The sequence below is a fragment of the Microbacterium proteolyticum genome, from assembly GCF_030818075.1.
Lineage (GTDB): Bacteria > Actinomycetota > Actinomycetes > Actinomycetales > Microbacteriaceae > Microbacterium > Microbacterium proteolyticum_A.
Map to the genome: position 1 here is coordinate 3,538,501 of NZ_JAUSZZ010000001.1, position 24,858 is coordinate 3,563,358.

Annotated in this window: 20 protein-coding genes; 13 read left to right on the forward strand and 7 right to left on the reverse strand. The window is 71.7% G+C overall.

Annotated features, from left to right (window positions below; genetic code table 11):
* Positions 1–14: 14 nt before the first annotated feature.
* Genes QE392_RS16455 through QE392_RS16470 form a run of 4 tightly spaced genes read right to left on the reverse strand, consistent with a single transcriptional unit; the run spans position 15 to position 4,281 of the window.
* On the reverse strand, positions 15–1,049 hold the full coding sequence (locus tag QE392_RS16455) for a hypothetical protein (RefSeq protein WP_307453584.1): 1,035 nt from the start codon (positions 1,047–1,049) through the stop codon (positions 15–17).
* The gene (locus QE392_RS16460; RefSeq protein WP_307453585.1) at positions 1,046–2,302 is read right to left on the reverse strand and encodes a sensor histidine kinase; all 1,257 of its coding nucleotides are present in this window, start codon (positions 2,300–2,302) and stop codon (positions 1,046–1,048) included. The genes QE392_RS16455 and QE392_RS16460 overlap by 4 nt, the downstream gene beginning before the upstream one ends.
* The gene (locus tag QE392_RS16465; protein WP_307453587.1) at positions 2,295–2,963 is read right to left on the reverse strand and encodes a response regulator transcription factor; all 669 of its coding nucleotides are present in this window, start codon (positions 2,961–2,963) and stop codon (positions 2,295–2,297) included. Before QE392_RS16465 ends, QE392_RS16460 begins: the two co-directional genes overlap by 8 nt.
* A gap of 58 nt (positions 2,964–3,021) precedes the next feature.
* Entirely contained in the window at positions 3,022–4,281 is a 1,260-nt protein-coding gene (locus QE392_RS16470) for a class I SAM-dependent RNA methyltransferase (protein ID WP_307453589.1), read from the reverse strand.
* A gap of 159 nt (positions 4,282–4,440) precedes the next feature.
* Between QE392_RS16470 and QE392_RS16475 the strand changes: the two genes are divergently transcribed.
* Together QE392_RS16475 and QE392_RS16480 are read left to right on the forward strand one after the other, a co-directional pair.
* A complete protein-coding gene (locus tag QE392_RS16475; protein ID WP_307453591.1) occupies positions 4,441–5,088 on the forward strand; it encodes a Maf family protein in 648 nt (215 codons plus the stop codon).
* A 77-nt stretch (positions 5,089–5,165) separates the two neighbouring features.
* The gene (locus QE392_RS16480; RefSeq protein ID WP_307453592.1) at positions 5,166–6,932 is read left to right on the forward strand and encodes an ATP-binding protein; all 1,767 of its coding nucleotides are present in this window, start codon (positions 5,166–5,168) and stop codon (positions 6,930–6,932) included.
* Between the two features lie 1,589 nt (positions 6,933–8,521).
* On the opposite strand, the gene QE392_RS16485 is transcribed toward QE392_RS16480, so the two are convergent.
* A complete protein-coding gene (locus tag QE392_RS16485) occupies positions 8,522–9,982 on the reverse strand; it encodes an NAD(P)H-quinone dehydrogenase (protein ID WP_373426487.1) in 1,461 nt (486 codons plus the stop codon).
* Between the two features lie 104 nt (positions 9,983–10,086).
* Between QE392_RS16485 and QE392_RS16490 the strand changes: the two genes are divergently transcribed.
* The 3 genes from QE392_RS16490 (at position 10,087) to QE392_RS16500 (ending at position 14,328) form a co-directional block, all read left to right on the forward strand.
* Positions 10,087–10,920, forward strand: coding sequence for a purine-nucleoside phosphorylase (locus QE392_RS16490; RefSeq protein ID WP_307453597.1), 834 nt, complete (start codon positions 10,087–10,089; stop codon positions 10,918–10,920).
* Positions 10,921–11,045: 125 nt separating this feature from the next.
* Positions 11,046–12,860, forward strand: coding sequence for a phospho-sugar mutase (locus tag QE392_RS16495; protein WP_307454179.1), 1,815 nt, complete (start codon positions 11,046–11,048; stop codon positions 12,858–12,860).
* Between the two features lie 634 nt (positions 12,861–13,494).
* Complete coding sequence (locus tag QE392_RS16500; RefSeq protein ID WP_307453600.1) at positions 13,495–14,328, forward strand: hypothetical protein; 834 nt, start codon at positions 13,495–13,497, stop codon at positions 14,326–14,328.
* 473 nt (positions 14,329–14,801) lie between these two features.
* On the opposite strand, the gene QE392_RS16505 is transcribed toward QE392_RS16500, so the two are convergent.
* Positions 14,802–16,730, reverse strand: coding sequence for a BglG family transcription antiterminator (locus QE392_RS16505; protein ID WP_307453602.1), 1,929 nt, complete (start codon positions 16,728–16,730; stop codon positions 14,802–14,804).
* A gap of 280 nt (positions 16,731–17,010) precedes the next feature.
* Between QE392_RS16505 and QE392_RS16510 the strand changes: the two genes are divergently transcribed.
* Positions 17,011–17,601 carry a class I SAM-dependent methyltransferase gene (locus tag QE392_RS16510; protein WP_307453604.1) on the forward strand — a complete coding sequence of 197 codons (591 nt, stop codon included), beginning with the start codon at positions 17,011–17,013 and terminating at the stop codon, positions 17,599–17,601.
* Complete coding sequence (locus tag QE392_RS16515; RefSeq protein WP_307453606.1) at positions 17,598–18,425, forward strand: PIG-L family deacetylase; 828 nt, start codon at positions 17,598–17,600, stop codon at positions 18,423–18,425. The genes QE392_RS16510 and QE392_RS16515 overlap by 4 nt, the downstream gene beginning before the upstream one ends.
* An 88-nt stretch (positions 18,426–18,513) precedes the next feature.
* Here the strand turns inward: QE392_RS16515 and QE392_RS16520 are convergent, their stop codons facing one another.
* Positions 18,514–18,735: a hypothetical protein gene (locus QE392_RS16520; RefSeq protein WP_307453608.1), complete on the reverse strand. Its 222-nt coding sequence runs from the start codon at positions 18,733–18,735 to the stop codon at positions 18,514–18,516.
* Between the two features lie 217 nt (positions 18,736–18,952).
* Here QE392_RS16520 and QE392_RS16525 point away from each other — a divergent pair, with 217 nt between their 5' ends.
* From QE392_RS16525 to QE392_RS16550, 6 genes are all read left to right on the forward strand, one after another.
* Positions 18,953–19,279 (forward strand): PTS sugar transporter subunit IIB, encoded by a 327-nt coding sequence (locus tag QE392_RS16525; protein ID WP_307453611.1) that lies wholly within the window; start codon positions 18,953–18,955, stop codon positions 19,277–19,279.
* A 19-nt stretch (positions 19,280–19,298) separates the two neighbouring features.
* A complete protein-coding gene (locus tag QE392_RS16530; RefSeq protein ID WP_307453612.1) occupies positions 19,299–19,574 on the forward strand; it encodes an HPr family phosphocarrier protein in 276 nt (91 codons plus the stop codon).
* A gap of 54 nt (positions 19,575–19,628) precedes the next feature.
* Positions 19,629–21,329 carry a phosphoenolpyruvate--protein phosphotransferase gene (ptsP, locus tag QE392_RS16535; protein WP_307453615.1) on the forward strand — a complete coding sequence of 567 codons (1,701 nt, stop codon included), beginning with the start codon at positions 19,629–19,631 and terminating at the stop codon, positions 21,327–21,329.
* A 101-nt stretch (positions 21,330–21,430) separates the two neighbouring features.
* Positions 21,431–23,095: a PTS mannitol transporter subunit IICB gene (locus QE392_RS16540; protein ID WP_307453617.1), complete on the forward strand. Its 1,665-nt coding sequence runs from the start codon at positions 21,431–21,433 to the stop codon at positions 23,093–23,095.
* 104 nt (positions 23,096–23,199) lie between these two features.
* On the forward strand, positions 23,200–23,637 hold the full coding sequence (locus tag QE392_RS16545) for a PTS sugar transporter subunit IIA (RefSeq protein ID WP_307453618.1): 438 nt from the start codon (positions 23,200–23,202) through the stop codon (positions 23,635–23,637).
* Positions 23,634–24,785, forward strand: coding sequence for a mannitol-1-phosphate 5-dehydrogenase (locus tag QE392_RS16550; protein WP_307453619.1), 1,152 nt, complete (start codon positions 23,634–23,636; stop codon positions 24,783–24,785). The genes QE392_RS16545 and QE392_RS16550 overlap by 4 nt, the downstream gene beginning before the upstream one ends.
* The last annotated feature ends 73 nt before the right edge of the window (positions 24,786–24,858 follow it).

Sequence of the window (24,858 nt, forward strand, 5' to 3'; positions counted from 1 at the left end):
GCGTCGGTGCGATGTCAGCGGGGTCGACGGATCTCGCGGAAGAGGTCGACGTGGTCGTCGTCGCCCGTGGCGCCGTCGCCGCGCGAGCGGCCGACGATCGTCACCACGATCTCGTCGTCAGGGGACGTACGGATGATCAGGCGCTCCGACACCGACTCGCGCAGAATGGCGGCCAACTCTCGTCGGACCTCGACGAGCGCGTCGGCGGTCAAGCCGTTCAGACCGCCTTCGTCGAACAGGTTGATCGATGCCCCCCGGCACCGCGCCGCATCGATCTCGGTGCGCACGTCGTCATCGAGCAGGCGGTTCCCGCGCAATTCGTCGCGCAGGCGTGCCTCGGCGCGACGCGCGGCCTCCTTGTCGGCGGAGCGCAGATTTCCCCCGTTCTCGATCGTGCGGGACAGGATCGGGCCGGCCGCCTCCAGCGCCCGCTGCACGTGCAGTCGCCGTTCGCGCTGTCGTCCGCTCTGCGACGCCTGCCACGCGGACGCCGCCTGCTGCAATTCGGCGAGCCTCTCGGCATCCCGCGCCGCGCGGTCCAGCGCGAAGACCACGAGCTGTGCCGCCGCCACCCAGACGATCGAGCCGACCAGACCGAGGCTGAGCGCCTGGACGGGACCGAGCCAGAGCGACGTCGCCACCGCGAGCAGAGCGATCCCCGTCCACGCGGCGATCGGGCGCCGGCGCGCCATGAGGATCATCATCAGAGCGCCGATCGCCCCGATCACCCAGGTCACGAAGGGTTGCGTGCGCCCCTCCTCAGACACGGCCAGGAACGTGGCGTTGGAGACGAAGACGGTGACACCGAGCGCGAGCACGACCTGCCAGGCCGGCGCGCGCGGCGGAGCGGCGGCGGCCACGCCCGCGGGGCGGTCGCCGACGCCCAGGGCGAAGATGCACAGCCAGGTCACCGGCAGGTAGACCGCCAGGGCCGCCACGATCAGCCACCCGCGCTCGACCGCCTCGGGCGAGGTCCAGATGAGGCCGCGGGCAGCGAGGTACGCGGTGAGCGCGACGCCCAGGAGGGAGAGGATGGCACGGACGCTCACCAGCGATCCCCGCTGTCCCATTCGAGGGTGACGGTGGTGCCGCCCGCGTGCGAGTCGATCTCGCTGCGCCCGCCCACCGCGGCCAACCGCGCGTGGATCGATCCGCGGATGCCGAGTCGGTCGGGCGCGATCGCGCCGATGTCGAAGCCCCCGCCGGTGTCACGCACGCGCACCGACACCCCGCCCGGCGTCGCTGTACCGGTCAACTGCACCGCCAAGCCCCGCGCGTCGGCGTGCTGGACCGCGTTCGCCACGGCCTGCAGCGCCGCGAGCACGAGGGCGCGAGCCACCCGGCCGGGCACCCGCGGCGTGCCCTCCTCCAGCTGCCGGTTGACGCGCAGGCGCACGCCCAGCTCTCCGGCAGCGGCCTCGATCTCGTCGGCGAGACGCGAGGCGGCCACGGGTTCGTCGCTGCCCTCGAGAGCGTCCTTCTCCGCGTTGGCCAATCGCGTCAGCGCCTCGCGGGCCATGCTGACGGCGAGGGTGCGTTCCCGCGGCGTCGATGCACGTTCAGCGGCGAGGAGGGCACCCAGGACGCTGTCGTGCATGAGCGCGGCGACGGCCACGCGCTCCCGCTCCATCGCCGCCGCCGCCGCCGCCGACGCATAGCTGGACACGGCGTCCGCGCGCGCTTGGTCGACGTTCGCGGCGACGGAGCGGTACATCCACCCGAGCGTGAGCAGGACGCTGCCCAGGATGAGCGCGAACGACACGTCCAGCGCGACCGTGACGACGTAGTCACCCTCGCCGCGCGCCTGCATCAGGCGCACCGAGCCGTAGAGGATGGGCGTCGCGATCGTCCAGGCGATCTGCAGCGTCAGCGGGAACGCGACGATGCTGGCGAAGGTCGCCACATTCACGAGGTAGAAGACCCACGGATCCTGGGTGGGCGTCGGGCCCGGTCCGTCGGCCGTCGCGAGCGGCCACAGCGACAGCGTCAGCACGAAGGCGACCGCGAAGATCCCGGCGAACACGCGGGTGAAGCGGCCGATGAGACAGGTGACGATCATCGCGACGAGGGGCACGAAGACCGCGCCCATGAGCGGGACGTGCCAATCGGCTGATTCGTCGGGCGACCCGAGGGCCGCGGCGAACGCCTGCGCCCCGAGAACGAGCGAGCCGGAACCGGCGATCAGGGTGATGACGCGTTCGATGCGCGTCTGAGTGAAGGTGCCCTGGTCTCCCTGACTCTCACGGGTGTGCGGGATCCGCCCCCACGCCTCGTCGAGGACGGACCGCTCATGCTCAACCATGCTGCGCGGTGTCGTCAGGAGCGTCCTGCAGGATCCCGTCTTCCATGGCGCGGCGGAGGAGGTCGACCTTGGTGGGTGCCGGGCGTCCCACCTCGACGTACTTCACCCGCACCCGCGTGATGTTCTCCTTGGCGGTGGAGTAGGCCACGCCGAGCCGCTCGGCGACGGCCTTCAGGGGCAGACCGGCGGCGTACAGCCGCAGGACCTCGCGCTCACGGGCCGACAGCTGGGCGCTGGCGAATTCGCGATCGCCCTCCACGGCGCTGGCCCACTCGACGTTGTCGAGCAGCTCGCCGCGGGCGACGGTCCCGATCGCGCCGAGCACCTCGTGCGTCGGCGACGACTTGCTCACGATGCCCGCGGCTCCCGCGGCGAGCGCTTCGCGAACGGCCGCGGGGCGGTCGGCGACGCTGTGGATGATGACGCTCGAACCGTCGCGCACCACGCGGTCGACGTTCTCGGACACGGTCGTGCCGTCGCCGAGCGTCAGGTCGAGCACGACCACATCGGCGGGGGATGCCACCGCCGCCTGCCGCCACATGAGATAGGCCGCGACGTTGGCCCCGGAGAAGACGACCTCGGTCGACTCGGTACGGGCGAGCGCCGCCTCCAACCCGAGCCGGACGGACTCGTGATCATCGATGAGCGCGACGCGGGTCATCGCTCCATCGTATCCGCGCCGCGCGCACAGGTGCGGGACATTCCCGCACCTGTGGACATCAGCGCCGCAGGACCGCGACGGCCTCCACGTGATGGGAATTCGGGAAGAGATCGACGCCGCGGATGCCGTCGTGCACGCGGTAGCCGAGCCCGGCGAAGGTGGCGAGGTCGCGCGCGAGCGCGACCGGGTCGCACGCGACGTAGACCACCGCCGTCGGCGAGAGCGCCGCGATCGCCTCGACGACTTGCGAGCCGGCACCGGCCCGGGGCGGATCGAGCAGCACGACGCCGCGGGCGAGGCGCTCGCGCTCGCGCGCGGACGCGTCGGCTGCCAGGCGTCCGACGAAGCGATCGACTCGCGCCGTCTCGGCACGCGCGCCCACCCACTCGGCGAGGTTCTCGCCGGCGTGCTCCGTGGCGCGAGGGTCGGACTCCACGCTGATGACGCGCGTGCCGTTGCCCCCCAGCTCGCCGAGCGTCGCGGCGAACAGGCCGACGCCACCGTAGAGGTCGAGGTGCGTGGCCTCGGGATCCAGTCCGCCCGTGGATGCCGTGAGCTCGGTCGACACGAGCGAGGTGAGGGTGCGCGCGGCGAGACGGTGCACCTGCCAGAATCCCCCCGCATCGACGCGGAAGACCCGCTCGCCGACGCGTTCCTCCACGACCTCGGGGGCACCGCTCGGACGCGACCCTTCGGGGCGGGGCAGCACCCGGACGCGTCCGTCGGCGGGCTCGACGAGATCGATGCGACCGGGTTGCGCACCGGCGCGCGCGTGTGCCGCGGCGCGGGCGATGGCCTCGGTCGCGAGCGGCAGGTCGGGCGTCTCGACGACGTGGTGCGAGCGGGCGGCGTAGGCGCCGACTCGTCCATCGGCATCGACGTGCAGGCTGACGCGGGTGCGCCAGCCGGTGCCATCGGCGGACTCGCCGGCGTCAGCGCCGCCGGCGGGGCGCATGTCGACGGGGAGCTCGAGTCGGCCGACCCGCTCGACCGCCTCGCGGATCACCCTCTCCTTCAGCGCACGCTGGTGCGAGAGTCGGATGTGCCCGAACTCGGCACCGCCGACGCGCTCCGCGGGGTCGACGTCGATCGCCGCGGCATCCCACACGTGCGGTCGCCGTTCCGGGGCGGCCTGGATCACCTCCACCGCGTCCGCACGCCAGAACGCCTTCTTGCGCGTGTCGGTGAGGCGGGCGCGGATGCGCTCCCCCGGCAGAGTGTCGGGGACGAAGACGACGCGCCCCTCGTGGCGCCCGACGAACACGCCGCCGTGGGCGATACCGGTGATGTCGAGTTCGATGAGGTCGCCGTCGTGCATGCATCGAGCCTGTCACACGCGCCGGGGAGCGAGCCGGTCCGCGGCTTCGACAGGCTCAGCCACCTCGCGAGGACCCTGAGCCCGTCGAAGGGTACGGGCCCGGACCGGCTCAGCCACCCCGGCGGAGGACGACGACCCGCGCATGGGTAGCGTTGCCGTATGCGCGTGTGCTTGGCATCCACTTCTCCGGCCCGTCTGATGTTGCTCCGCCAGGCGGGGATCGAGCCCGAGGCGCGCGCGCCGCAGGTCGACGAGGAGGCCGTCGTCGCGGAGGTCGAGGAGGCGGAGGGGCGACGGCTGCCGGCGGCGGAGCACGTGCTGCTGCTCGCCCGCCGCAAGGCGGAGGACGTCGCCCGGCGTCTGCATGCTGAAGAGCCGTCCTTCGACGGTTTCGTCATCGGGGGCGACTCGATGTTCGCGCTGGGCGACGAGATCCTCGGCAAGCCCTACACGGCCGAGGCCGCCACCGCCCGCTGGCGCGACATGCGCGGGCGCACCGGAGTTCTGCACTCGGGGCATAGCGTGTTCCGTCTCTCCCCCGGCAGCGCGCCGCGTGAGGCGCACGCGGTCGCCGAGGCGTCGGTCACCTTCGCCGCCGACGTCGACGAGCAGGAGATCGCCGCCTACGTCGCCAGCGGCGAACCGCTGCTCGTGGCCGGGGCCTTCACCGTCGACAGCCTCGGCGGTGCGTTCATCGAACGGGTGGAAGGCGACCCCTCCACGGTGGTCGGGATGTCGCTGTCGACGGTTCGCCGACTCGTGCGCGAACTCGGGGGCTCGTGGACCGCCCTGTGGAATCGTTCGTAGACTCCCCCACACGTTTTTCGACGTTTCTTGTGGAGGGTCGTCAAAAGGCGGGCAGGGCCCCTCGCTAGGCTGGGAGGATGCCGAAGATCGCCAAGGTCCTTGTCGCCAACCGCGGCGAGATCGCCGTCCGTGTCATCCGCGCCGCCCGCGACTCGGGCAAGGCGTCCGTCGCCGTGTACGCCGATCAGGACCGCGACGCCCTCCACACCCGCCTCGCCGACGAGGCGTACGCGCTCGACGGCTCGACGAGCGCCGAGACCTACCTCTCCATCGAGAAGATCCTCTCCGTCGCGCGGCGCTCCGGCGCCGATGCCGTGCACCCCGGCTATGGCTTCCTCGCCGAGAACGCCGACTTCGCCCGCGCCGTCATCGGTGCCGGGCTCATCTGGATCGGCCCCTCGCCCGACGCCATCGAAGCGCTCGGCGACAAGGTCACGGCCCGCCACGTCGCCGAGAAGGTCGGCGCGCCGCTGGCTCCCGGCACCCCGGGTCCCGTCGCGGGCGCCGACGAGGTCATCGCCTTCGCCGAGGAGGTCGGCCTGCCTATCGCCATCAAGGCCGCGTACGGCGGCGGCGGACGCGGCCTCAAGGTCGCGCGCGAACTCGACGAGGTCGCCGAGATGTTCGAGTCGGCCACGCGCGAGGCCGTCGCCGCCTTCGGCCGCGGCGAGTGCTTCGTCGAGAAGTACCTCGACAAGCCGCGCCACGTCGAGACGCAGTGCCTGGCGGATGCCGCGGGCACCGTCGTCGTCGTCTCCACGCGCGACTGCTCGCTGCAGCGCCGTCACCAGAAGCTCGTGGAGGAGGCCCCGGCCCCCTTCCTCAGCGACGAGCAGAATGCCGTGCTGTACTCGGCATCCAAGGCCATCCTCAAGGAGGTCGGCTACGTCGGTGCGGGCACGTGCGAGTTCCTCATCGGCGCCGACGGCACCATCTCGTTCCTCGAGGTGAACACGCGCCTGCAGGTGGAGCACCCCGTCTCCGAAGAGATCACCGGCCTCGACCTCGTGCGCGAGCAGTTCCGCCTCGCCGAGGGCGAGGAGCTCGGCTACGACGACCCCGCCCCGGTGGGCCACTCGATCGAGTTCCGCATCAACGGCGAGGACCCGGGCCGAGGCTTCCTGCCCCAGCCCGGTCCCATCCACGTCTTCAAGACGTTCGGCGGCCCCGGCATCCGCCTCGACTCGGGCGTCACCGCGGGCGACAGCGTCTCGGGCGCGTTCGACTCGCTGCTGGCCAAGATCATCGTCACCGGCCGTGACCGCGCGGAGGCCCTCGAGCGCTCGCGTCGGGCACTCGACGAGTTCGAGGTCGCCGGCATGCCCACTGTGCTGCCGTTCCACCGCAAGGTCGTGCGCGAGCCCGCCTTCACCGCCGAGGACGGCGCCTTCGGCGTCTTCACGCGGTGGATCGAGACCGAGTTCGTCAACGACATCCCCGCGTGGGACGGTGAGTTGGAGGCGCCCGCCGCCGCCCCCGGCCGGCACACCGTGGTCGTCGAGGTCGGCGGCAAGCGCCTCGAGGTGAGCCTGCCCGACCGCATCACCGCCGCCGCGCCTCAGGTCGGTCGGCCCGCTGCCGCTCCCCCGACCCGCCGTGCGCACGCCTCCTCCCCCACGGCCGGCGCCACGGGAGACGCGGTGAAGTCGCCGATGCAGGCCACCATCGTCAAGGTCGCGGTCGAGGAAGGTCAGCAGGTCGTCAAGGGCGACCTGGTCGTCGTGCTCGAGGCGATGAAGATGGAGCAGCCCATCCAGGCGCATAAGGACGGGACGGTCGCCGGCATCGACGCCAACCCCGGCACCACGGTCTCGGCCGGTCACCAGCTCCTGCTGATCAGCTGACGCGTCTCGCACGAGAACGGCGCCGCATCCCTTCAGGGGTTGCGGCGCCGTCGTTTTGCGGGGGCGTTCGTCACGGCACCCCGTTGAATCGGCGGCGCTGCGGTGTTCAGGCGTGACAGCGCGGGTGCGGCGCCGGGGTGCGGCGACCGAGGCGCGCAGCGGCCGAGGCGCAGCGCTCGGCGGGGCGGGCGGCGGGGCGAGGGCGGCCGCCGGCGCGCAGCGCGCGGCGCCGGATGGTGCGGCACGGCGGTGCGGCCCCGGGAACGCGGCACGGGCCGCCGGACCACACGCATAAACACGATTCCGGCAGAGAAACACGCTGCCGTCGTGTTTATCCGCACGAAATGCGTTTATGCCTGATCACACGCCGCAGGCCCGCGCGGGTCGCCGCCCGCGGACGCCGCGACCTCCCCCGCCGGATCGCGGCGGCAGGCGGCGGAGTGGCACGCATAAACACCGTTCGTGCGCACAAACACGCTGCCGTCGTGTATAACCGCACGAATCGTGTTTATGCGTGATCCCACACCGCAGGCCCGCACAGGTCGCCGCCCCGGACGCCACGACCTCCCCCGCCGAATCGGGGCGGCGGGCGGCGGAAAGGCACGCATAAACACCGTTCGTGCGCAGAAACACGCTCTCAGCATGTTTCTCCGCACGGAAAGTGTTTATGCGTGACCCCACACCACAGGCCCGCACGGGCCGCCGCCCGCGGACGCCGCGACCTCCCCCGGATCGCGGCGGCAGGCGGCGGAAAGGCACGCATAAACACCGTTCGTGCGCAGAAACACGCTCTCAGCATGTTTCTCCGCACGAAATGCGTTTATGCATGACCCCACACCACAGGCCCGCACAGGTCGCCGCCCCGGACGCCACGACCTCCCCCGGATCGCGGCGGCAGGCGGCGGAGTGACACGCATAAACACCGTTCGTGCGCAGAAACACGCTCTCAGCATGTTTCTGCGCACGAAATGCGTTTATGCGAGACCCCACACCACAGGCCCGCGCGGGTCGCCGCCCGCGGACGCCGCGACCTCCCCCGCATCGCGGCGCCGGGCGGCGGAGTGGCACGCATAAACACCGTTCGTGCGCACAAACACGCTCTCAGCATGTTTCTCCGCACGGAAAGTGTTTATGCGTGATCCCACACCACAGGCCCGCACGGGTCGCCGCCCCGGACGCCGCGACCTCCCCCGCCGGATCGCGGCGGCGGGCGGCGGAGTGACACGCATAAACACCGTTCGTGCGCGGAAACACGCTCTCAGCATGTTTCTACGCACGGAAAGTGTTTATGCGTGATCCCACGCCGCCGGCCCGCGCGGGTCGCCGCCCGCGGACGCCGCGACCTCCCCCGGATCGCGGCGCCGGGCGGCGGAGCCGCGCGCATAAACACCGTTCGTGCGCGGAAACACGCTCTGAGCATGTTTCTGCGCACGAAGTGTGTTTATGCGTGGCCACGCGGCGCGGGCAGAACGCGCGGGAGCGCACGCGGCGCGGAGGGAACGCCCGGGAGCGCACGCGGCGCGGACGGAACGCGCGAGGGTTGGTGGCCGCGCGGGGGTGGATGCCGCGTGGGCGCGGCATCCGGGAGCTCAGTCCTCGCCGGGGTCGTCGCGGTCGACGATGTGCATCGCGCGGGCGGCGTCGGTGATGCTCGACGTGAGCGACGGGTACACCGCGAACACCCGCGCGACCTGGTCGACCGTGAGACGACGCTCCACGGCGATCGCGATCGGGTAGATGAGCTCCGACGCCTTCGGGCCGACGATCACGCCGCCCATCACGGTGCCGCTCCCCTTGCGGGCGATGAGCTTGACGAAACCGTCGGTGATGCCCTGCATCTTGGCGCGGGGATTGGCCGACAGCGGCAGCTTGCGCACGACGCCGGCGATGCGGCCCTCGGTCACGTCCTGCTCGCTGAAGCCGACGGTGGCGATCTCGGGCGCGGTGAAGATGTTGGCCGTGATGCGGCGCGTCTCGAGCGGGATGACGATGTCGCCGAGCGCGTGGAAGATCGCCTGACGGCCCTGCATGGATGCCACCGAGGCCAACGGGAAGAAGTTCGTGCAATCGCCGGCGGCGTAGATGTTGGGCACCGAGGTGCGCGCGACGCGGTTGACACGGATGTGACCGGATGCCGTCATCTGCACACCCGCCTGCTCGAGGCCGAGACCGGCGGTGTTGGGGATCGACCCCACGGCCATGAGGCAGTGGCTGCCCTCGATCGTCTGGCCGTCGGCGAGGGTGACCACGACACCGTCGCCGGTGTTGACGACGGACTCGGCGCGCGCCTTCGCCAGCAGAGTCATGCCGCCGCGCTGGAAGACGCGTTCCAGCACCGCGGCGGCATCCTGATCCTCACCGGGAAGCACCTGGTCGCGGCTCGAGACGAGCGTGACCTTGGCGCCGAGGTTCATGTACGCGGAGGCGAACTCCGCCCCCGTGACGCCCGAGCCGACGACGATGAGGTGCGAGGGCACCGACTTCATGTTGTAGAGCTGCGTCCACGTGAGGATGCGCTCGCCGTCGGGCTTAGCCGAGGCCAGTTCGCGGGGCGAGGCGCCGACCGAGACGACGAGCGTCTCCGCCTCGACGCGGTCGAAATCGGTCCCGCCGGCCTCGGTCGACACCACGACCGCGCCGGAACCGTCGAGACGGCCGTGCCCGGAGATGATGCGCACCCCGGCCTCGAGCAGCGACGAGCGCATGTCGTCGGACTGCTGACGCGCGAGCGAGAGCAGGCGCTGGTTGACGGCGGCGAGGTTGATCGCCACCTCGGGGGTCAGCGGCTTGCCGCGGTCGTCTTTGGCGAACAACTGCACGCCCAGGCTGCTGGCGTTGCGGATCGCGACGGCGGCATCGGCCGTGGCGATCAGGGTCTTCGAGGGCACGACGTCGGTGATGACGGCGGAGCCGCCGACACCCGCACGCTCCACGAGGGTGACGTCCGCGCCCAGCTGCGCCGCGGACAGGGCGGCCTCGTAGCCGCCGGGGCCGCCCCCGACGATCGCGACGGACTGCTTGCGCTCGAAGCTCTGCACCATGACATCCATTCTGTCAGCGCGACGGGGGCGGCCGACCCGCCCGCCGTTGCGCGACACGCGCACCACGGGCCCGGCGCCTGGCCCGCGGGCGCCGCCCTTCCTAGAGTGGGGGGATGTCCAACAGCACTCCTCACCCGCTCGACGACCCGGCGGTCGACCCGTTCGAGGTCGCCCAGGCGGCAGCGCACGACATCGCCCGCCTCTCGGGCGTGGCGCACCACGACATCGCCGTGACCCTCGGCTCCGGCTGGGGCCGCGCCGCCGAACTCATCGGCGAGGAGACGGCGTCGTTCCCCGCCACCGAGGTCACCGGCTTCTCGAAACCCGCCCTCGAGGGGCACGTGGGCACGCTCCGCAGCGTCCGCACCCCGAGCGGCAAGAACGTGCTCGTCATCGGCGCGCGCACGCACTACTACGAAGGCCACGGCGTGCGCCGGGTCGTGCACAGCGTGCGCACGGCGGCGGCCACGGGTGCGACCACGATGATCCTCACCAACGGCGCCGGCGGCATCCGCGAAACGTGGAAGCCCGGCCAACCCGTGCTCATCAGCGACCACATCAACCTCACCGCCGACTCGCCGCTCGAGGGCGCGACCTTCGTCGACCTCACCGACCTCTACTCGTCACGGCTGCGTGAGATCGCGCGCGGGATCGACCCGTCGCTCGACGAGGGCGTGTACTGCCAGTTCCGCGGCCCGCACTACGAGACACCGGCCGAGGTGCAGATGGCCAAGACCATCGGCGGGCACATCGTCGGGATGTCCACGGCGCTCGAAGCGATCGCCGCGCGGCAGGCGGGCATGGAAATCCTCGGCTTCTCGCTCATCACGAACCTGGCCGCGGGCATCCAGCAGACGCCGCTCAGCCACGCGGAGGTGCTCGAAGCCGGGCGTGACGCCGAGCCCGTCATCTCGGCGCTGCTGGCCCGCGTGATCGGGGCGCTGTGAGCGCGGGCGTCGCCGGTCTCGGCCTCCCGGGCGCCGACGACGCGGCATCCCGAGGAGAGGGCGGCGGCTCCGTCGACACGCACCTCGAGGCCGCTCGCGCCTGGCTCGCGCAGGATCCGGATGCCGTGACCCGCGACGAGCTGACCGCGCTGCTGGCGCGGGTGGAGGACGGGGATGCCGCAGCCGCGGACGACCTCGCGGATCGCTTCTCCACGCGTCTGGCGTTCGGCACCGCGGGGCTGCGCGGTGCGCTGGGCGCCGGCCCCAACCGCATGAACCGCGTGCTGGTGGCGCAGGCGGCGGCGGGTTTCGCCGCCTACCTGCGCGAGCGGTCCGCCGGCGACACGCCGACCGTCGTGGTCGGCTTCGACGGTCGACGCAACTCCGACGTGTTCGCCCGCGACTCGGTCGAGATCTTCGCCGGAGCCGGGCTGAACGCCGTGCTGCTGCCCCGGACGCTCCCGACGCCCGTGCTCGCCTTCGCCGTCCGCCACCTCGGCGCCGACGCGGGGGTGATGGTGACGGCCAGCCACAACCCGCCGGACGACAACGGCTACAAGGTCTATCTCGGCGGCGCCGACGCGGGAGCGCAGATCGTCTCGCCCGCCGACGGCGAGATCGCCGCGCACATCCAGCGCATCGCCGACGCGGGGAACATCACCGTGCTGCCCCGCTCCGTCGGGTACGCCAACGCGCCCGAATCGCTGGTCGACGCGTACGTCGCCGCCAGCGCGGCCGTGGCCCCAGCACCCACCGGGGCGGACGGCCTGCGCTGGGTCTACACCGCGATGCACGGGGTGGGATGGGAGACCGTCTCGCGCGTGCTGGCCGAGGCCGGATACCCGGCCCCCACCCTCGTCGAGGCGCAGATCGAGCCGGACGGACGTTTCCCCACCGTCGCCTTCCCCAACCCGGAAGAACCGGGCGCGATGGACCTCGCCTTCGAGACCGCGCGGGCGTCGGACGCCGAACTCGTCATCGCGAACGACCCGGATGCCGACCGCCTCGCCGTCGCCATCCCCGACGCCGACGCCGAGGGCGGCTGGCGGCGGCTCACCGGCAACGAGATCGGGCTGCTGCTCGGTTGGCGGGCGGCGCGGGCGGTGGCGGCGGCGCGCGACGCCGGCGCAGCGGACCGCACGACGCCGGCCGGTGTCGCCGGTGCGGGTGCGGGACTGCCGGCCGGCGCAGACGCGGTCGTCCCCGCCCACACGGGCGGGGCGGATGCCGTGCTCCCGGCCGAGGCCGACGCAGCGGACGCGGGACTTGCGGCAGCCGCCGGCGCAGCGGACGCCTCGGTCGAGCGCGGCGGCAGCGCCCCGGCATCCCTCGCCTGCTCGCTCGTGTCGTCGCCGGGCCTGCAGGCGGTCGCTGAGCACTACGGGCTCGACTTCCACGCCACGCTCACCGGGTTCAAGTGGATCTCGCGGGCGCCGGGCATCGTGTTCGGCTTCGAGGAAGCCCTGGGCTACCTCGTGAACCCGGAGACGGTACGCGACAAGGACGGCATCTCGGCCGCCGTCGCGCTTCTCGGCATGGCGGCCGAGGCACGGGGCGAGGGCCGCACGATCGCCGACCTGCTGAAGGAGTTTCGCGACACCTTCGGCGCGTTCGCCAGCGACCAGATCTCCGTGCGCGTCAGCGACGTGGGCGAGATCGCCGGGATCATGGCATCCCTCCGCGCCCAGCCGCCGTCCGCGGTGGGCGAGGTCGCCGTGTCGCGCATCGACGATCTGCTCCACGGCGTCGACGGTCTGCCGCCGGGCGACGTGCTGCGCATCTGGCTCGACGACGGCTCGCGGGTGATCGTGCGCCCGAGCGGCACCGAGCCGAAGCTGAAGCTGTACCTCGACGTGCGCGGGTCGTCGGCGAAGAAGGCCGCGCGGCGGCTGTCGGCGCTGCGGGCCGGGGCGCACGAGCTGCTGGCGTCGGTGCGCTGAGGGGGAGTCAGGTCCCCTGCTCCGAGGTGGCCCCGGGGCGCACGATCTGCTGGCGTCGGTGCGCTGAGGGGGAGTCAGGTCCCCTGCTCCGAGGTGGCCCCGGGGCGCACGATCGGCTGGCGTCGGGGCGCTGAGGGGGAGTCGGGTCCCCTGCTCCGAGGTGGCCCCGGGGCGACAGAAATGGCCCCGGGGCCACGCCGGCGCTTGCGGCCACCGACCCGCGCCGCGCACCACCAGCCGACCGCAGCGCCCCCGTGGCCCCGGGGCGACAGAAATGGCCCCGGGGCCACGCCGGCGCTTGCGGCCACCGACCCGCGCCGCGCACCACCAGCCGACCGCAGCGCCCCCGTGGCCCCGGGGCGTCAGAAATGACCACGGGGCCACCCGCGCGATTCACGATGACGAAGCTGCCGGCCGAGCGCTTCTTCACATCTGGCGAATCTGGGTGCCTGTCCACACCGGGGGTCTTCGAGCCCTGAATGCGCGCCGGTCGAGACCAGACTCGGCCTCGTGACCAACGGATTCGTCATTCCTCTCCGCCAGCGCCGCGACCTCGCCATCCTCGGATACGACTCGCGGCGCATCCGAAGAGCCGTGGATGCCGGGCAACTCACGCTTCTGAGACGGGGAATCTTTGCTCGGACAACGGAGCTCGCCGACCTCACCGTCGAGGACCGGGCGGTCCTCCGGGGCCCGGGCGTACGCTGCCATCGCCTCGATTCCCCCCATCTTCGCCACCAGGACAGCCGCGGCTCTGCACGGCCTCCCCCTCCTGGCCGACGACGAGAAGACGCATGTCATCTCCACGGCGGATCGCCCCGGCTCCGGGTACGAGGTCGTGCGGCATCGAGGTCAGCTCGACGAAGACGACCTCACCGAGATCGGCGGGTTGCGTTGCACGTCGCTCAGTCGCACCGTCGCGGACCTCGCGCGGACCGATTCCCGAGAGCGCGCCGTGTCCGCCGCAGACGCGGCGCTCCGCAAGGTCGCCTTCCGCGCGCCGGAGACCTACGACGATGACGCGGCTGACGGCTTCACCGACATGGCGCTGGCGCATATAAGCCCCACGAGCGTGGGGCGCGCGAAAGCTCGATGGGTCCTCACGTTCGCAAACGGGCGCGCCCAGCTGCCCGGGGAGAGCATCAGCCGGATCCGCCTCCGCGAACTCGGGTTCGCGCCGCCGTCCCTCCAGGTCCCCGTCGCGGGACCGAGGGGCTGCACGTACTGGGTCGACTTCGGCCTCGACGACGCCGATGCCTGGGGCGAGTTCGACGGCACGTCGAAGTATCGCGACCAGACCATGACCGGGGGACGAAGCACATCCGAGGTCGTCGAGCGCGAAAAGCGCCGCGAAGATTGGATTCGCGGCGTGACCAAGCGGGCTCTCGTCCGGTGGGGCTGGGGTGACATCACAGACGCCGCCTCGCTCGGACGCCGCCTCGCAGCATTCGGCGTCAGGCCCCGATGAGCCGAGCGCCTCGATGCCGGCGACGCACCCCGCAGCGAGGTGGCCCCGGGGCGACAGAAATGACCCCGGGGCCACACCGGGCCCCGACCACCGCCAACCCCCACCACAACCGCCCGCTCACCGCAGCCACCACATGGCCCCGGGGCGACAGAAGTGGCCCCGGGGCCACGCCGGCGCTTGCGGCCACCGACCCGCGCCGCGCACCACCAGCCGACCGCAGCGCCCCCATGGCCCCGGGGCGACAGAAATGACCCCGGGGCCACACCGGGCCCCGACCACCGCCAACCCCCACCACAACCGCCCGCTCACCGCAGCCACCACATGGCCCCGGGGCGACAGAAATGGCCCCGGGGCCACGCCGGCGCTTGCGGCCATCGACCCGCGCCGCGCACCACCAGCCGACCGCAGCGCCCGTGGCCCCGGGGCGACAGAAGTGGCCCCGGGGCCACCTACGGGCGAGGAACGACCCGGCGTCAGCCGTCGATGACGGCGACCAGCTCGTCGAGGAACGCGGGGAACGACGTCGCGCGACGCACGATGCGCTGCACGCTGTCGCGCTCGCTGAAGACCTCGACGAACTGCTCGAACACCGTCTGGAACGCCTCGCGGTCGGTCTCGCTGAACGCCACGAGCGCCACCACCTGCACGCGCCCCTCACCCCACGTGATGGAGGGGTCGGCGATGCCGATGGCGATGCGGGTCTGGGTCGCGGTCATACCCATCGCGTGCGGCACGGCGAGGGCGTCGGTGAACGCCGTCGACGAGATGGCCTCGCGCTCGACGGCGCGGGTGACGTAGTCGTCGTCGATCACGTTCTGCTCCACCAGCAGCCCGCCCAGGCGCCGGATGACGCCGGCCTCGCCCGCAGTGGCATCCAGGCCCCGGACGAACGCCTCCGGCGCGAAGTACCGCTCGAGCTCGGCCCGCAGGCGCGCGAGACGCCGCCCGCGGCGGATGCGCCCGGCCGCGGCCTGAACGCGCTCCACGTCGGCGTCGGTCAGGAACGGCTGGATGCGAACGAACCGGTCGCCGGGACGCGGCGGGTCGATCGTGGTGAGCACCAGGTCGCTGTCGATGGCATCCCATGCCGGATCGATGCGCGTCTCGACGCCCACCACCTCGATCGCCTGCCCGAGCGAGCGGTCGACGCTCGAGCGCAGCAGCTCCTGCATCTCGTAGTACCCGGGACAGACGATGGTCGCGGTCAGCAGCTGGTCGGCACGACGGCTGCGTTCGAGGCGGCCGCCGACGTGCATGGCGATGTAGGCGATCTCGTCGTCGAGGATCGGGATGCCGAGGCCGTCCTGCAGCCCCTTGGCGATGTACACCGCGACCTCGAAGATCATCGGGTACGTCGACTTCAACGACCGCGTCAGCGGATTGCGCGACCACGCCTGTTCCCGTGATCGCGCCAGCAGATTCTGCACGTGCAGCGCCAGGCGCAGGACGAAGTCGTCGTGGGCGATGTCGACGAGGAACTCGGATGCCGCGTTCTCGACCACCACGCGCACCGCGGCCTCGACGGCCGGATCGAGGCGGGCACGCACGTCGCCGTCGCCCGGAGAGTCGGGGGCCACGATCCGGGTGAGCACGAGCGTCGCGAGGTGGTGCAGGTCGCCCGAGCCCAGCGGGACGCCGATGTGCTTAAGCGTGAGGCGGTCCAGAAGCGTCACCACGGCTGCCGCCGCGTCGGAGGAGTCGCCCCCGGGCGAGCCGAGGGCCCGGTCGCGCGTCGTGCGATCCGCGGCGATGGCGATGTGCATGACCACGTCGCCGATGCCGATCTCGTTGACGTAGTAGCCGAGCGCTCCGAGCTCGGCGACCAGCTCCGCCTTGAACGGTCCGAAGGCCCGGGCACCGACGGAACGCTCCCCCAGCGTGCGTCGCAGCGCGTCGAGGTCGAACAGGCCGGCATCCATCTCATCGTGCGCGAGCTTCGACAGCAGTCGCCGCTGCGCGACCTCCGTCCCTCGCAAACGGGCGGTGGATGCCGAACGCTCCAGCGTCAGCTCGGTGCCGCCGAGCAGGCCGCGCACGCGCGACAGGTCGGCCTCGACGGTGGCGGGACTGACGTGCAGGGAGTCCGCGGTCTCGAAGACGTCGATGCCGTCGGGCGCATCGAGCAGCCGGCGCACCAGGGTGTGGAGGCGGTCGCGCGGGGTTCCGGCATCCGATGCGGTCGTCGTCCGCAGCGCCGCCGCCGCGTTGGTACCCGCGCGATACCCCAGCGGGCCCGATTCGATCGCGACGCCGCCGGTCACACGCGCGTTGACGGCGGTGACGTAGGAGCGGATGCTGCGTGGGGTGACCCCCAGCGCGTCGGCGAGCGACGCCGCCGTCGACCATTCCCCATCGCGCAGAAGCAGAGCCAGGAGGCGGTCTTGGCGAGTCTTCGTCGTCACGATCCGTCCTCCGCACCGCCCCGGTGGGCAGCGTCCTGCCTCAATCCAACCACGCGTGGGCTCCCCCGGCGCGAAGCGGGGCCGCCGCGCCCGGGCGCGGACGGGCTGCGGTCCGCGGCCGCCCCGGCGGACGGATGCCGCGCGACCGTGGGCACGGCGTCCGCTGCCTCTTTTCCCCATCGTTTCGGTGACAACTCGTACGGATATGTCGTTTTTCGTGCGGGTGATGAGTCATCATGGGCAGACGTCCATCCCCGAGCGCGCCGACGTTGGAGAGCGAATGTCCCCCACCTGGAGACGACTCGTCCCCCGTAGCCTGCGCCTTCGCAGCCGGCTGCGTCTGAAGAACGGCCGCTGGCGCCTCGACACGCCCGACCGCGTCCTGCTCGAGGACGTCATCGCGCCCGAGTTCCTCCGTCAAGACGACATCCGGCGGATGCTCGACGTGGGCGTTGCCTGGTACACGCGGACGTATCCGCGTCTGTACGAGGGGATCGAGTACCACACCATCGACGTCGATCCCGCCATGCGCCGGATCGCGGGCCCGCATCACCACACCCTTTCGATGACCGAGCTGCCCACGGTGTACCCGGCGGACACCTTCGATCTGGTCGTGTGCAACGGCGTGTTCGGGTGGGGCTTGGACACGGCCGACGAGGTCGGGCGCGGTCTCGACGCCTGCGCCGAGGTGCTGCGACCGGGCGGCTGGCTCGTGGTGGGCTGGAACGACATGGCCGGTCGGCGCATCCCCGACCTCGACGCGCTCGCCGCCCCTCGCTTCGACCGCGCGATCTTGCCCGCGGCACGGGCCGACCACCTCGTGAGCGCCACCCCGTACGCCCACCGGTACGACTTCTTCACGCGCCGGTGACCGCGACGAAGCCGACGATCGCGGGGATCTGGGCGCATTACGACGACGACCTGCTGTTCGCCACTCCCACCATCGACCACGCGATCCGGCAGGGCTCCCGCGTGCGGAACCTGTTCTTGACTGCCTCGGATGCCGGCACCGGCCTGTCGCCGTATGTGGAGGGCCGCGAGAACGGCATCCGCGCCGCCTACGACGTCATGCGCGGCTCGTCATCGCCCTGGTCGGATCGGGAGACGGTGCTCTCGAACGGCGTCGCCGTCACGACGACCTCGCCGGACGACGATCCCCGGATCTCTCTGGCTTTCCTGCGCCTCCCCGACGGCGGACTGACCGGCAGAGGATGGTTCGCCACCGGGTACGCCACGATGCCCAAACTCCTCGACGCGCAGATCCCCTCGATGAAGACGCTGGACACGGGTCAGGAGATCACCGCCCGACAGCTGATCGACGCCGTCGCGGCGTTCATCGCGGAATCGGCGGCGACGGAGGTGCTCGCCACACTTCCCGACTTCGCCCCGGGCAGCGACGGCGACCACCCGGACCACGGCGTCGGCGGCCGAGTCGTCGCGGCGGCGGTCGATGCCGGGCTCGTCGACAGCGCGATCGTGCGCTACGCCATCGGATACCCGGTGAGCGCGCAACCGGTCAATCTCGCGCCCGCAGCAGTGGCGCGCAAGCTCGACGTCTTCGCGGCATACGGCGAACACGATGCCGTCCTGCGCCGCGACCCGCAGGACTACCTCGCCCTCGACGGCGTGCGCGACTGGCTGCGGCGCGAGCACCTGATCGCCGACCGCGACGTCGCGCGCCCGCACCGGTCGTAGCTGACGCGGCGCCGCCTCGACCGATCGCGGGCGCCCGCGCCGCGCCGACCGCGAGACACCATGTCGGCGCGTCGACCCCGCAGGACCCTCATGCCGGCGGCGCTGCCCCTCCGCCTCGGTCCGGGTCGGACTTCTCACGGCGCAGCTGCGCGAATCCGGCGCCGATCAGGGCGATGCCCACGACGAGCGTGCCTGCCCGGGCCCATCCGGGCATGTCAGGGAACATCACCATCGGCGACGTGCACACGAAGACCGCGGCGACGAAGGACCACACGCTCCCGGAGGCGGGGGCGTTCTCGGAATCGGCCATACATCGACGGTATGCACCTGCGCGTGGCCGCACCTTCGCCGCAGGACGGAGACGAAGGTCTCGCCGCGTCGCCGACGGCGCGCCGGGAGGAGCGATGCCGCGACTCTGCGCGGGCGAGCGACGCGTGGGGCGGACGAACATTCCGGGGGGTGGGAAATCAACCTGGTTGTCGGCTGGGAGAACGCTGCGCACAATCGAGAAGGAGAAAGGCCGGTCGATGAGGATCCTCGTGGTGTGTGGAGCGGGTGCGTCGAGCACGTTCGTCGCGCAACGCGTCCGTCGTGCTGCGCACGAGCGCGGCCTGGACTACTCCGCCTCGGCCGGAACCGCACGCTCCCTGCCGATCGACCTCGACGCCGTCGACGTCGTGCTCGTCGGGCCGCACCTGGCCGACGACGTCGAACGGATCCGCCGGGATGCCACCACGCGCGGCGTCACCGTTGTGCTGCTGCCCGACGACATCTTCGCCGACCTCAGCGGCGTCCGTACCCTCGCCCTGGTCGAAGACGCGATGCGCGTCCGCCAGCCCGCCGACACGATCTGACACCGACGGAAAGGACCCCATGCCGCACCTCACCCGCACCGTCCGCATCGGATCGTCGCACGGCTTGCACGCGCGCCCCGCGAAGCTCTTCGCCCAGGCCGCGAAGGAGTCCGGCATCCCCGTGACCGTCGCCAAGGACGCCGGCGGCCCCGTGAACGCGGCGAGCATCCTGGGCATCATCGCGCTGGGCCTCGAGTACGGCGACTACGTCACCCTCACCGCCGACGGCGACAACGCCGAAGCCACCATCGACCGCCTCAGCGAACTGCTGACGACCGACCACGACGCCGAGTAGAGACGCCGCGTGACAACGCCGGCCGATCAGGCCCTGCAGAGAAAGAACAGCACCATGACGGAACTCCGTGGAGTTGGAATCGGACTGGGCGTCGCCCAGGGACCCATCGCGCGCATGGCCGAGCCCCTGCCCGCCCCGAAGGATGCCAAGAGCGAGCTGTCGATCGAGGACGAGACGGCACGCGTGCGCGAGGCCATCGGCGCCGTCGCCCGTGAACTCGAGGCCCGCGGTGCGCAGGCCGGCGGCGCGGCCCGCGACGTGCTCGAGGCGCAGGCGATGATCGCCGAGGACCCGACGCTCGAGGCCGAGGTCGACAGTCGCCTCGCGGCCGGGAAGACCGGCGAGTTCGCCGTGCACGACGCCTTCGCCTCGTTCCGCGAGCAACTCGTCGCCCTCGGCGGCTACCTCGGTGAGCGCGCCGCCGACCTCGACGACGTCGCCCAGCGGGTCATCGCGCGTCTGCGCGGCGTGGCCGCACCCGGCGTCCCCGACCCTGGTCACCCGTTCGTGCTCGTCGCGAAGGACCTCGCGCCCGCCGACACCGCCCTGCTCGACCTCGACAAGGTGCTCGCCCTGGTCACCACCGAGGGGGGGCCCACCTCGCACACCGCGATCCTCGCCCGCGAGAAGTCGATCGTCGCCGTGGTCGGCGCCGCCGACGCCAAGGGTCTCGTCGACGGCCAGACGGTGATCGTGGATGCCGCCGCGGGCGTCGTCACGGTCGACCCCAGCGACGACGACCTGGCCCGTGCGCAGAACCGCGCCGACGCCCGCGCCGCCGCGGCATCCGCCCCCATCACCGACGGTGCCCTCGCCGACGGCACGAAGGTGCCGCTGCTGGCCAACCTCGGGAAGCCGGGCGGGGCGTCGGAGGCCGTCGAGCTCGGCGCCGAGGGTGTGGGTCTGTTCCGCACCGAGTTCCTCTTCCTCAGCTCCAGCTCCGCCCCCACGGTCGAGGAGCAGCGCACCGCCTACACGGAGCTGCTGAGCGCGTTCCCCGGCAAGAAGGTCGTGGTGCGCATGCTCGACGCCGGAGCCGACAAGCCGCTGCCGTTCCTCAACGACGCGCACGAGGAGAACCCGGCGCTGGGTCTCCGCGGCCTCCGTGCCCTGCGCGCCAGCGAGGACATCCTGCGCGAGCAGCTGACCGCGCTGGCCGAGGCGGATGCTGCCACCCGCAAGACCGAGGCCGGCCCCGCCGACCTGTGGGTCATGGCGCCCATGGTGTCGACGGTCGAGGAGACCCGGTACTTCACCGAGCTGGCGAAGGACTACGGCCTGAAGACGACCGGCGTGATGGTGGAGGTGCCCTCCTCGGCGCTGCTGGCCGACCGCATCCTGCAGATCGCGGACTTCGCCTCGATCGGCACGAACGACCTGACGCAGTACACGCTCGCCGCCGACCGCCTGCTCGGTTCGGTCGCCTCGTTCCAGGACCCGTGGCATCCGGCCGTCCTCCGCCTCATCCGCGAGGTCGGAGCCGCCGGACGCACGCACGGCAAGCCCGTCGGCATCTGCGGCGAGGCGGCGGCCGACCCGCTGCTCGCCGTCGTACTGGTCGGGCTCGGCGCCACCACGCTGTCGATGGCCCCCACGGCCCTCGCCGACGTGCGCGCCACCCTCCTCGCCCACACCCTCGACGACGCCCTGCGCATCGCCGAAGCCGCGCTCGGCGCCGACGACGCGGCATCCGCACGGGAGGCGGCCCAGGCCGCTTCGGCCACCGCACGCGAGGCCCTCACGGCCGCGTCGTGAACCGCGCGGGGCGGCTCCGGCCGCCCCGCACCCACCCGCGGCGTACGCCGCTCCCCCCAAAAGCGCGACCCCGGCCGCGCACCATACAAGGAGACACAGCAATGACGACGACGTCACCCACGAAGAAGCCGGGAGGAGCGCGGATCGCCGTACAGCGGTTCGGCACGTTCCTCTCGGGCATGATCATGCCGAACATCGCGGCATTCATCGCCTGGGGCTTCATCACCATGCTCTTCATCCCCGCCGGATTCTTCGGCGCCGACAGCCCCTTCGGCTGGCACTGGGCACCGGTCGCCGAGATCATCGGTGGCGGCGGTGACGCCGCCGCCATCGGATGGCCGGGAGCTGCGACCGCGCTGACCGCGAACGCGGACGGCGGAACCTACCAGGGCTACGTCGGCCTGGTCAGCGTCATGATCACCTATCTGCTGCCGCTGCTCATCGCCAACACTGGTGGACGCATCGTGTACGGCGCCCGCGGTGGCGTCGTGGCGACCATCGCCGTCATGGGCGTCATCGTCGGCACGAACATCCCCATGTTCCTCGGCGCGATGATCATGGGCCCGCTCGCGGCGTGGATCACCAAGCAGATGGACAAGCTGTGGGACGGCAAGATCCGCCCCGGCTTCGAGATGCTCGTGAACAACTTCTCCGCCGGCATCCTGGGCATGATCCTCGCGATCGTCGGCTTCTTCGCCTTCGGCCCAGTCTTCCTCGGCATCAGCGCGGTGCTCGGCAGCATCGTGGCGTTCCTCGTGCAGTTCAACCTGCTGCCGGTGCTGTCGATCATCGTCGAGCCCGCCAAGGTGCTGTTCCTCAACAACGCCATCAACCACGGCGTGTTCACCCCGCTCGGCATCGAGCAGGCCGCCGACACGGGCAAGTCGATCCTGTTCCTCATCGAGGCCAACCCCGGCCCCGGCCTGGGGCTCCTCCTCGCCTTCACCTTCTTCGGTGTCGGCGCGGCGAAGGCCTCGGCGCCCGGCGCCATCGTCATCCAGTTCCTCGGTGGCATCCACGAGATCTACTTCCCCTACGCGCTCGCCAAGCCCGCGACGATCCTCGCGCTCATCGCGGGTGGCGCCTCCGGCGTCGCGACCAACATGATCTTCGGCGGTGGCCTGGTCTTCCCGGCGGCCCCCGGCAGCATCATCGCGGTCACGGCTGCGGCGGCCGGCGGCGGTGTCGCCAACGTGCTGGTGGTCTACCTCTCGGTGATCGTCGCGGCCGTGGTGACCTTCCTCATCGCCGGCATCATCCTCCGCGCCTCGCGCAAGCGCGACGCCGAGGCCGAGGGCGACAGCTTCGCCGCGGCCATCGACCAGACCGCGGCGAACAAGGGCAAGGAGTCGTCGGCGCTCGGCGCGCTCCGCACCCGCGCGGCCGGCACCACCGGCTCCGGCACGACCGAGTCGGCCGACCGCGACGTCGAGGGCGCCCTGGGCGGCCTCGAGGGCGGGGTCGCCACAAAGCAGCTGAACACCATCGTGTTCGCCTGCGACGCCGGCATGGGCTCTTCGGCGATGGGCGCGAGCGTCCTGCGGAACAAGATCAAGAAGGCCGGTATCGACGGGGTGACGGTCACCAACCAGGCCATCGCCAACCTCGATGGCTCGGCCGACCTGGTCATCACGCAGAACCAGCTCACCGACCGCGCCAAGGCGCAGTCGCCCGGCTCCGTCCACGTGTCCGTGGACAACTTCATGAACTCGCCGAAGTACGACGAGGTCGTGGAGATGGTCCGCTCGCAGCACGCGGCGAAGTAATCCCCTGGCACGCCAGGGGCCGGTGCGTCAGCCCGGCCCCTGGCGTCTTCCGGTCCGGCCCGTGCTTTGCGAGGCTGGACAGCACGACGAGAAAGGCGAGAACCATGTCAGACGTGCTCCGCATCGAATCCGTCCGCATCCACCCCGGGAGCGCCACCCGTGAGGAGGCGATGAAAGAGGCCGCCGACCTGCTGCAGGCCGCGGGATCGGTCACCGCCGACTACTTCGCCGCCATGCAGCAGCGCGAAGAGACCGTGTCGACCTACATGGGCAACGAGCTCGCGATCCCCCATGGCACCAACGAGACCAAGCAGGCCATCCTCGCCTCGGGCCTGAGCGTCGTTCGCTACGACGGCGGCGTCGACTGGGGCGGAGAGCCCGTCACCTTCGTCGTCGGCATCGCCGGCAAGGGCGACGAGCACCTCGAGATCCTGTCGCAGATCGCCATCCTCTTCTCGGAGGAGGACGACGTCACGCGCCTGAAGGCCGCCTCCTCCCCCGAGGAGCTGTTCGAGGCCCTGTCCGGGTCCGTCAACGCATGAAGGCCGTCCACTTCGGCGCCGGCAACATCGGTCGGGGCTTCGTCGGACTGCTGCTGCACGAGGGCGGGTACGACCTCGTCTTCTCCGACGTCTCGGCGGCCCTGGTCGCCGCGATCAACGCGGCGTCGTCGTACACCGTCCACGAAGTGGGCGAGGGCGGCGTCGACAAGGAGGTCACGGGCTTCCGTGCGATCGACAGCTCGGTGGATGCCGAGGCCCTCGTCGACGAGATCGCCACGGCCGACGTGGTCACGACCGCCGTCGGCCCCACGATCCTGAAGTTCGTCGCGCCGCACATCGTCGCCGGTCTGGCACTTCGCGACCCCTCGCTCGCGCCCGTGCAGATCATGGCGTGCGAGAACGCGATCGGGGCGACCGATCAGCTGCGCGAGCACGTGATCGAGCTGGCCGGCGAATCGTGGGACGCCCTGGCATCCCGCGCCGTCTTCGCCAACACCGCGGTCGACCGCATCGTCCCCGCCCAGGCGCAGGGCGGCGTCGACGTGACCGTCGAGCCGTTCTACGAGTGGGCGATCGAACGCGCGCCCTTCGGCGACACCCCGCCGCACATCCCCGGTGCGCACTTCGTGGACGATCTCGAGCCGTACATCGAGCGCAAGCTCTTCACGGTGAACACCGGCCATGCCACCACCGCGTACTTCGGTGCCCAGGCCGGCGTCGAGCGCATCTCCGACGCCCTCGCCGACCCGGCGATCGCGGCGAAGGTCGAAGCGACGCTCGAGGAGACCAGCGCCCTGCTCGTGCAGAAGCACGAGCTCGACGCCGACGTGCAGGGCGAGTACCGCGCGACGATCTTGCGCCGTTTCCGAAACGCCGCCCTGCCCGACACCGTGTGGCGCGTCGGCCGGCAGCCGCTGCGCAAGCTCTCGCGACACGAGCGCTTCGTCGGCCCGGCGGCGGAGGCCGTCGAGCGGGGTCTGTCCGTCGACGCGCTCGTTTCCGCCATGGCGGCGGCGCTGGAGTTCTCGGACGCCGAGGACGCCCAGGCCGTCGAGCTGCAGCGACTGCTGCGCGAGCTCGACGCCGACGCGTTCACGGCAGAGGTGACGGGACTCGGTCCCGAGCACCCGCTGTACGGCCGGATCGTGGAGATCGTCGCAACCCGGCAGGCGGCTCTGGCCGCCTGAGCGCTGCGCCGACGGCACACGCCGCCGCGACGCTTCGTGCATCGCGGCGGCGTTCGCGTTCACCGCGCGACAC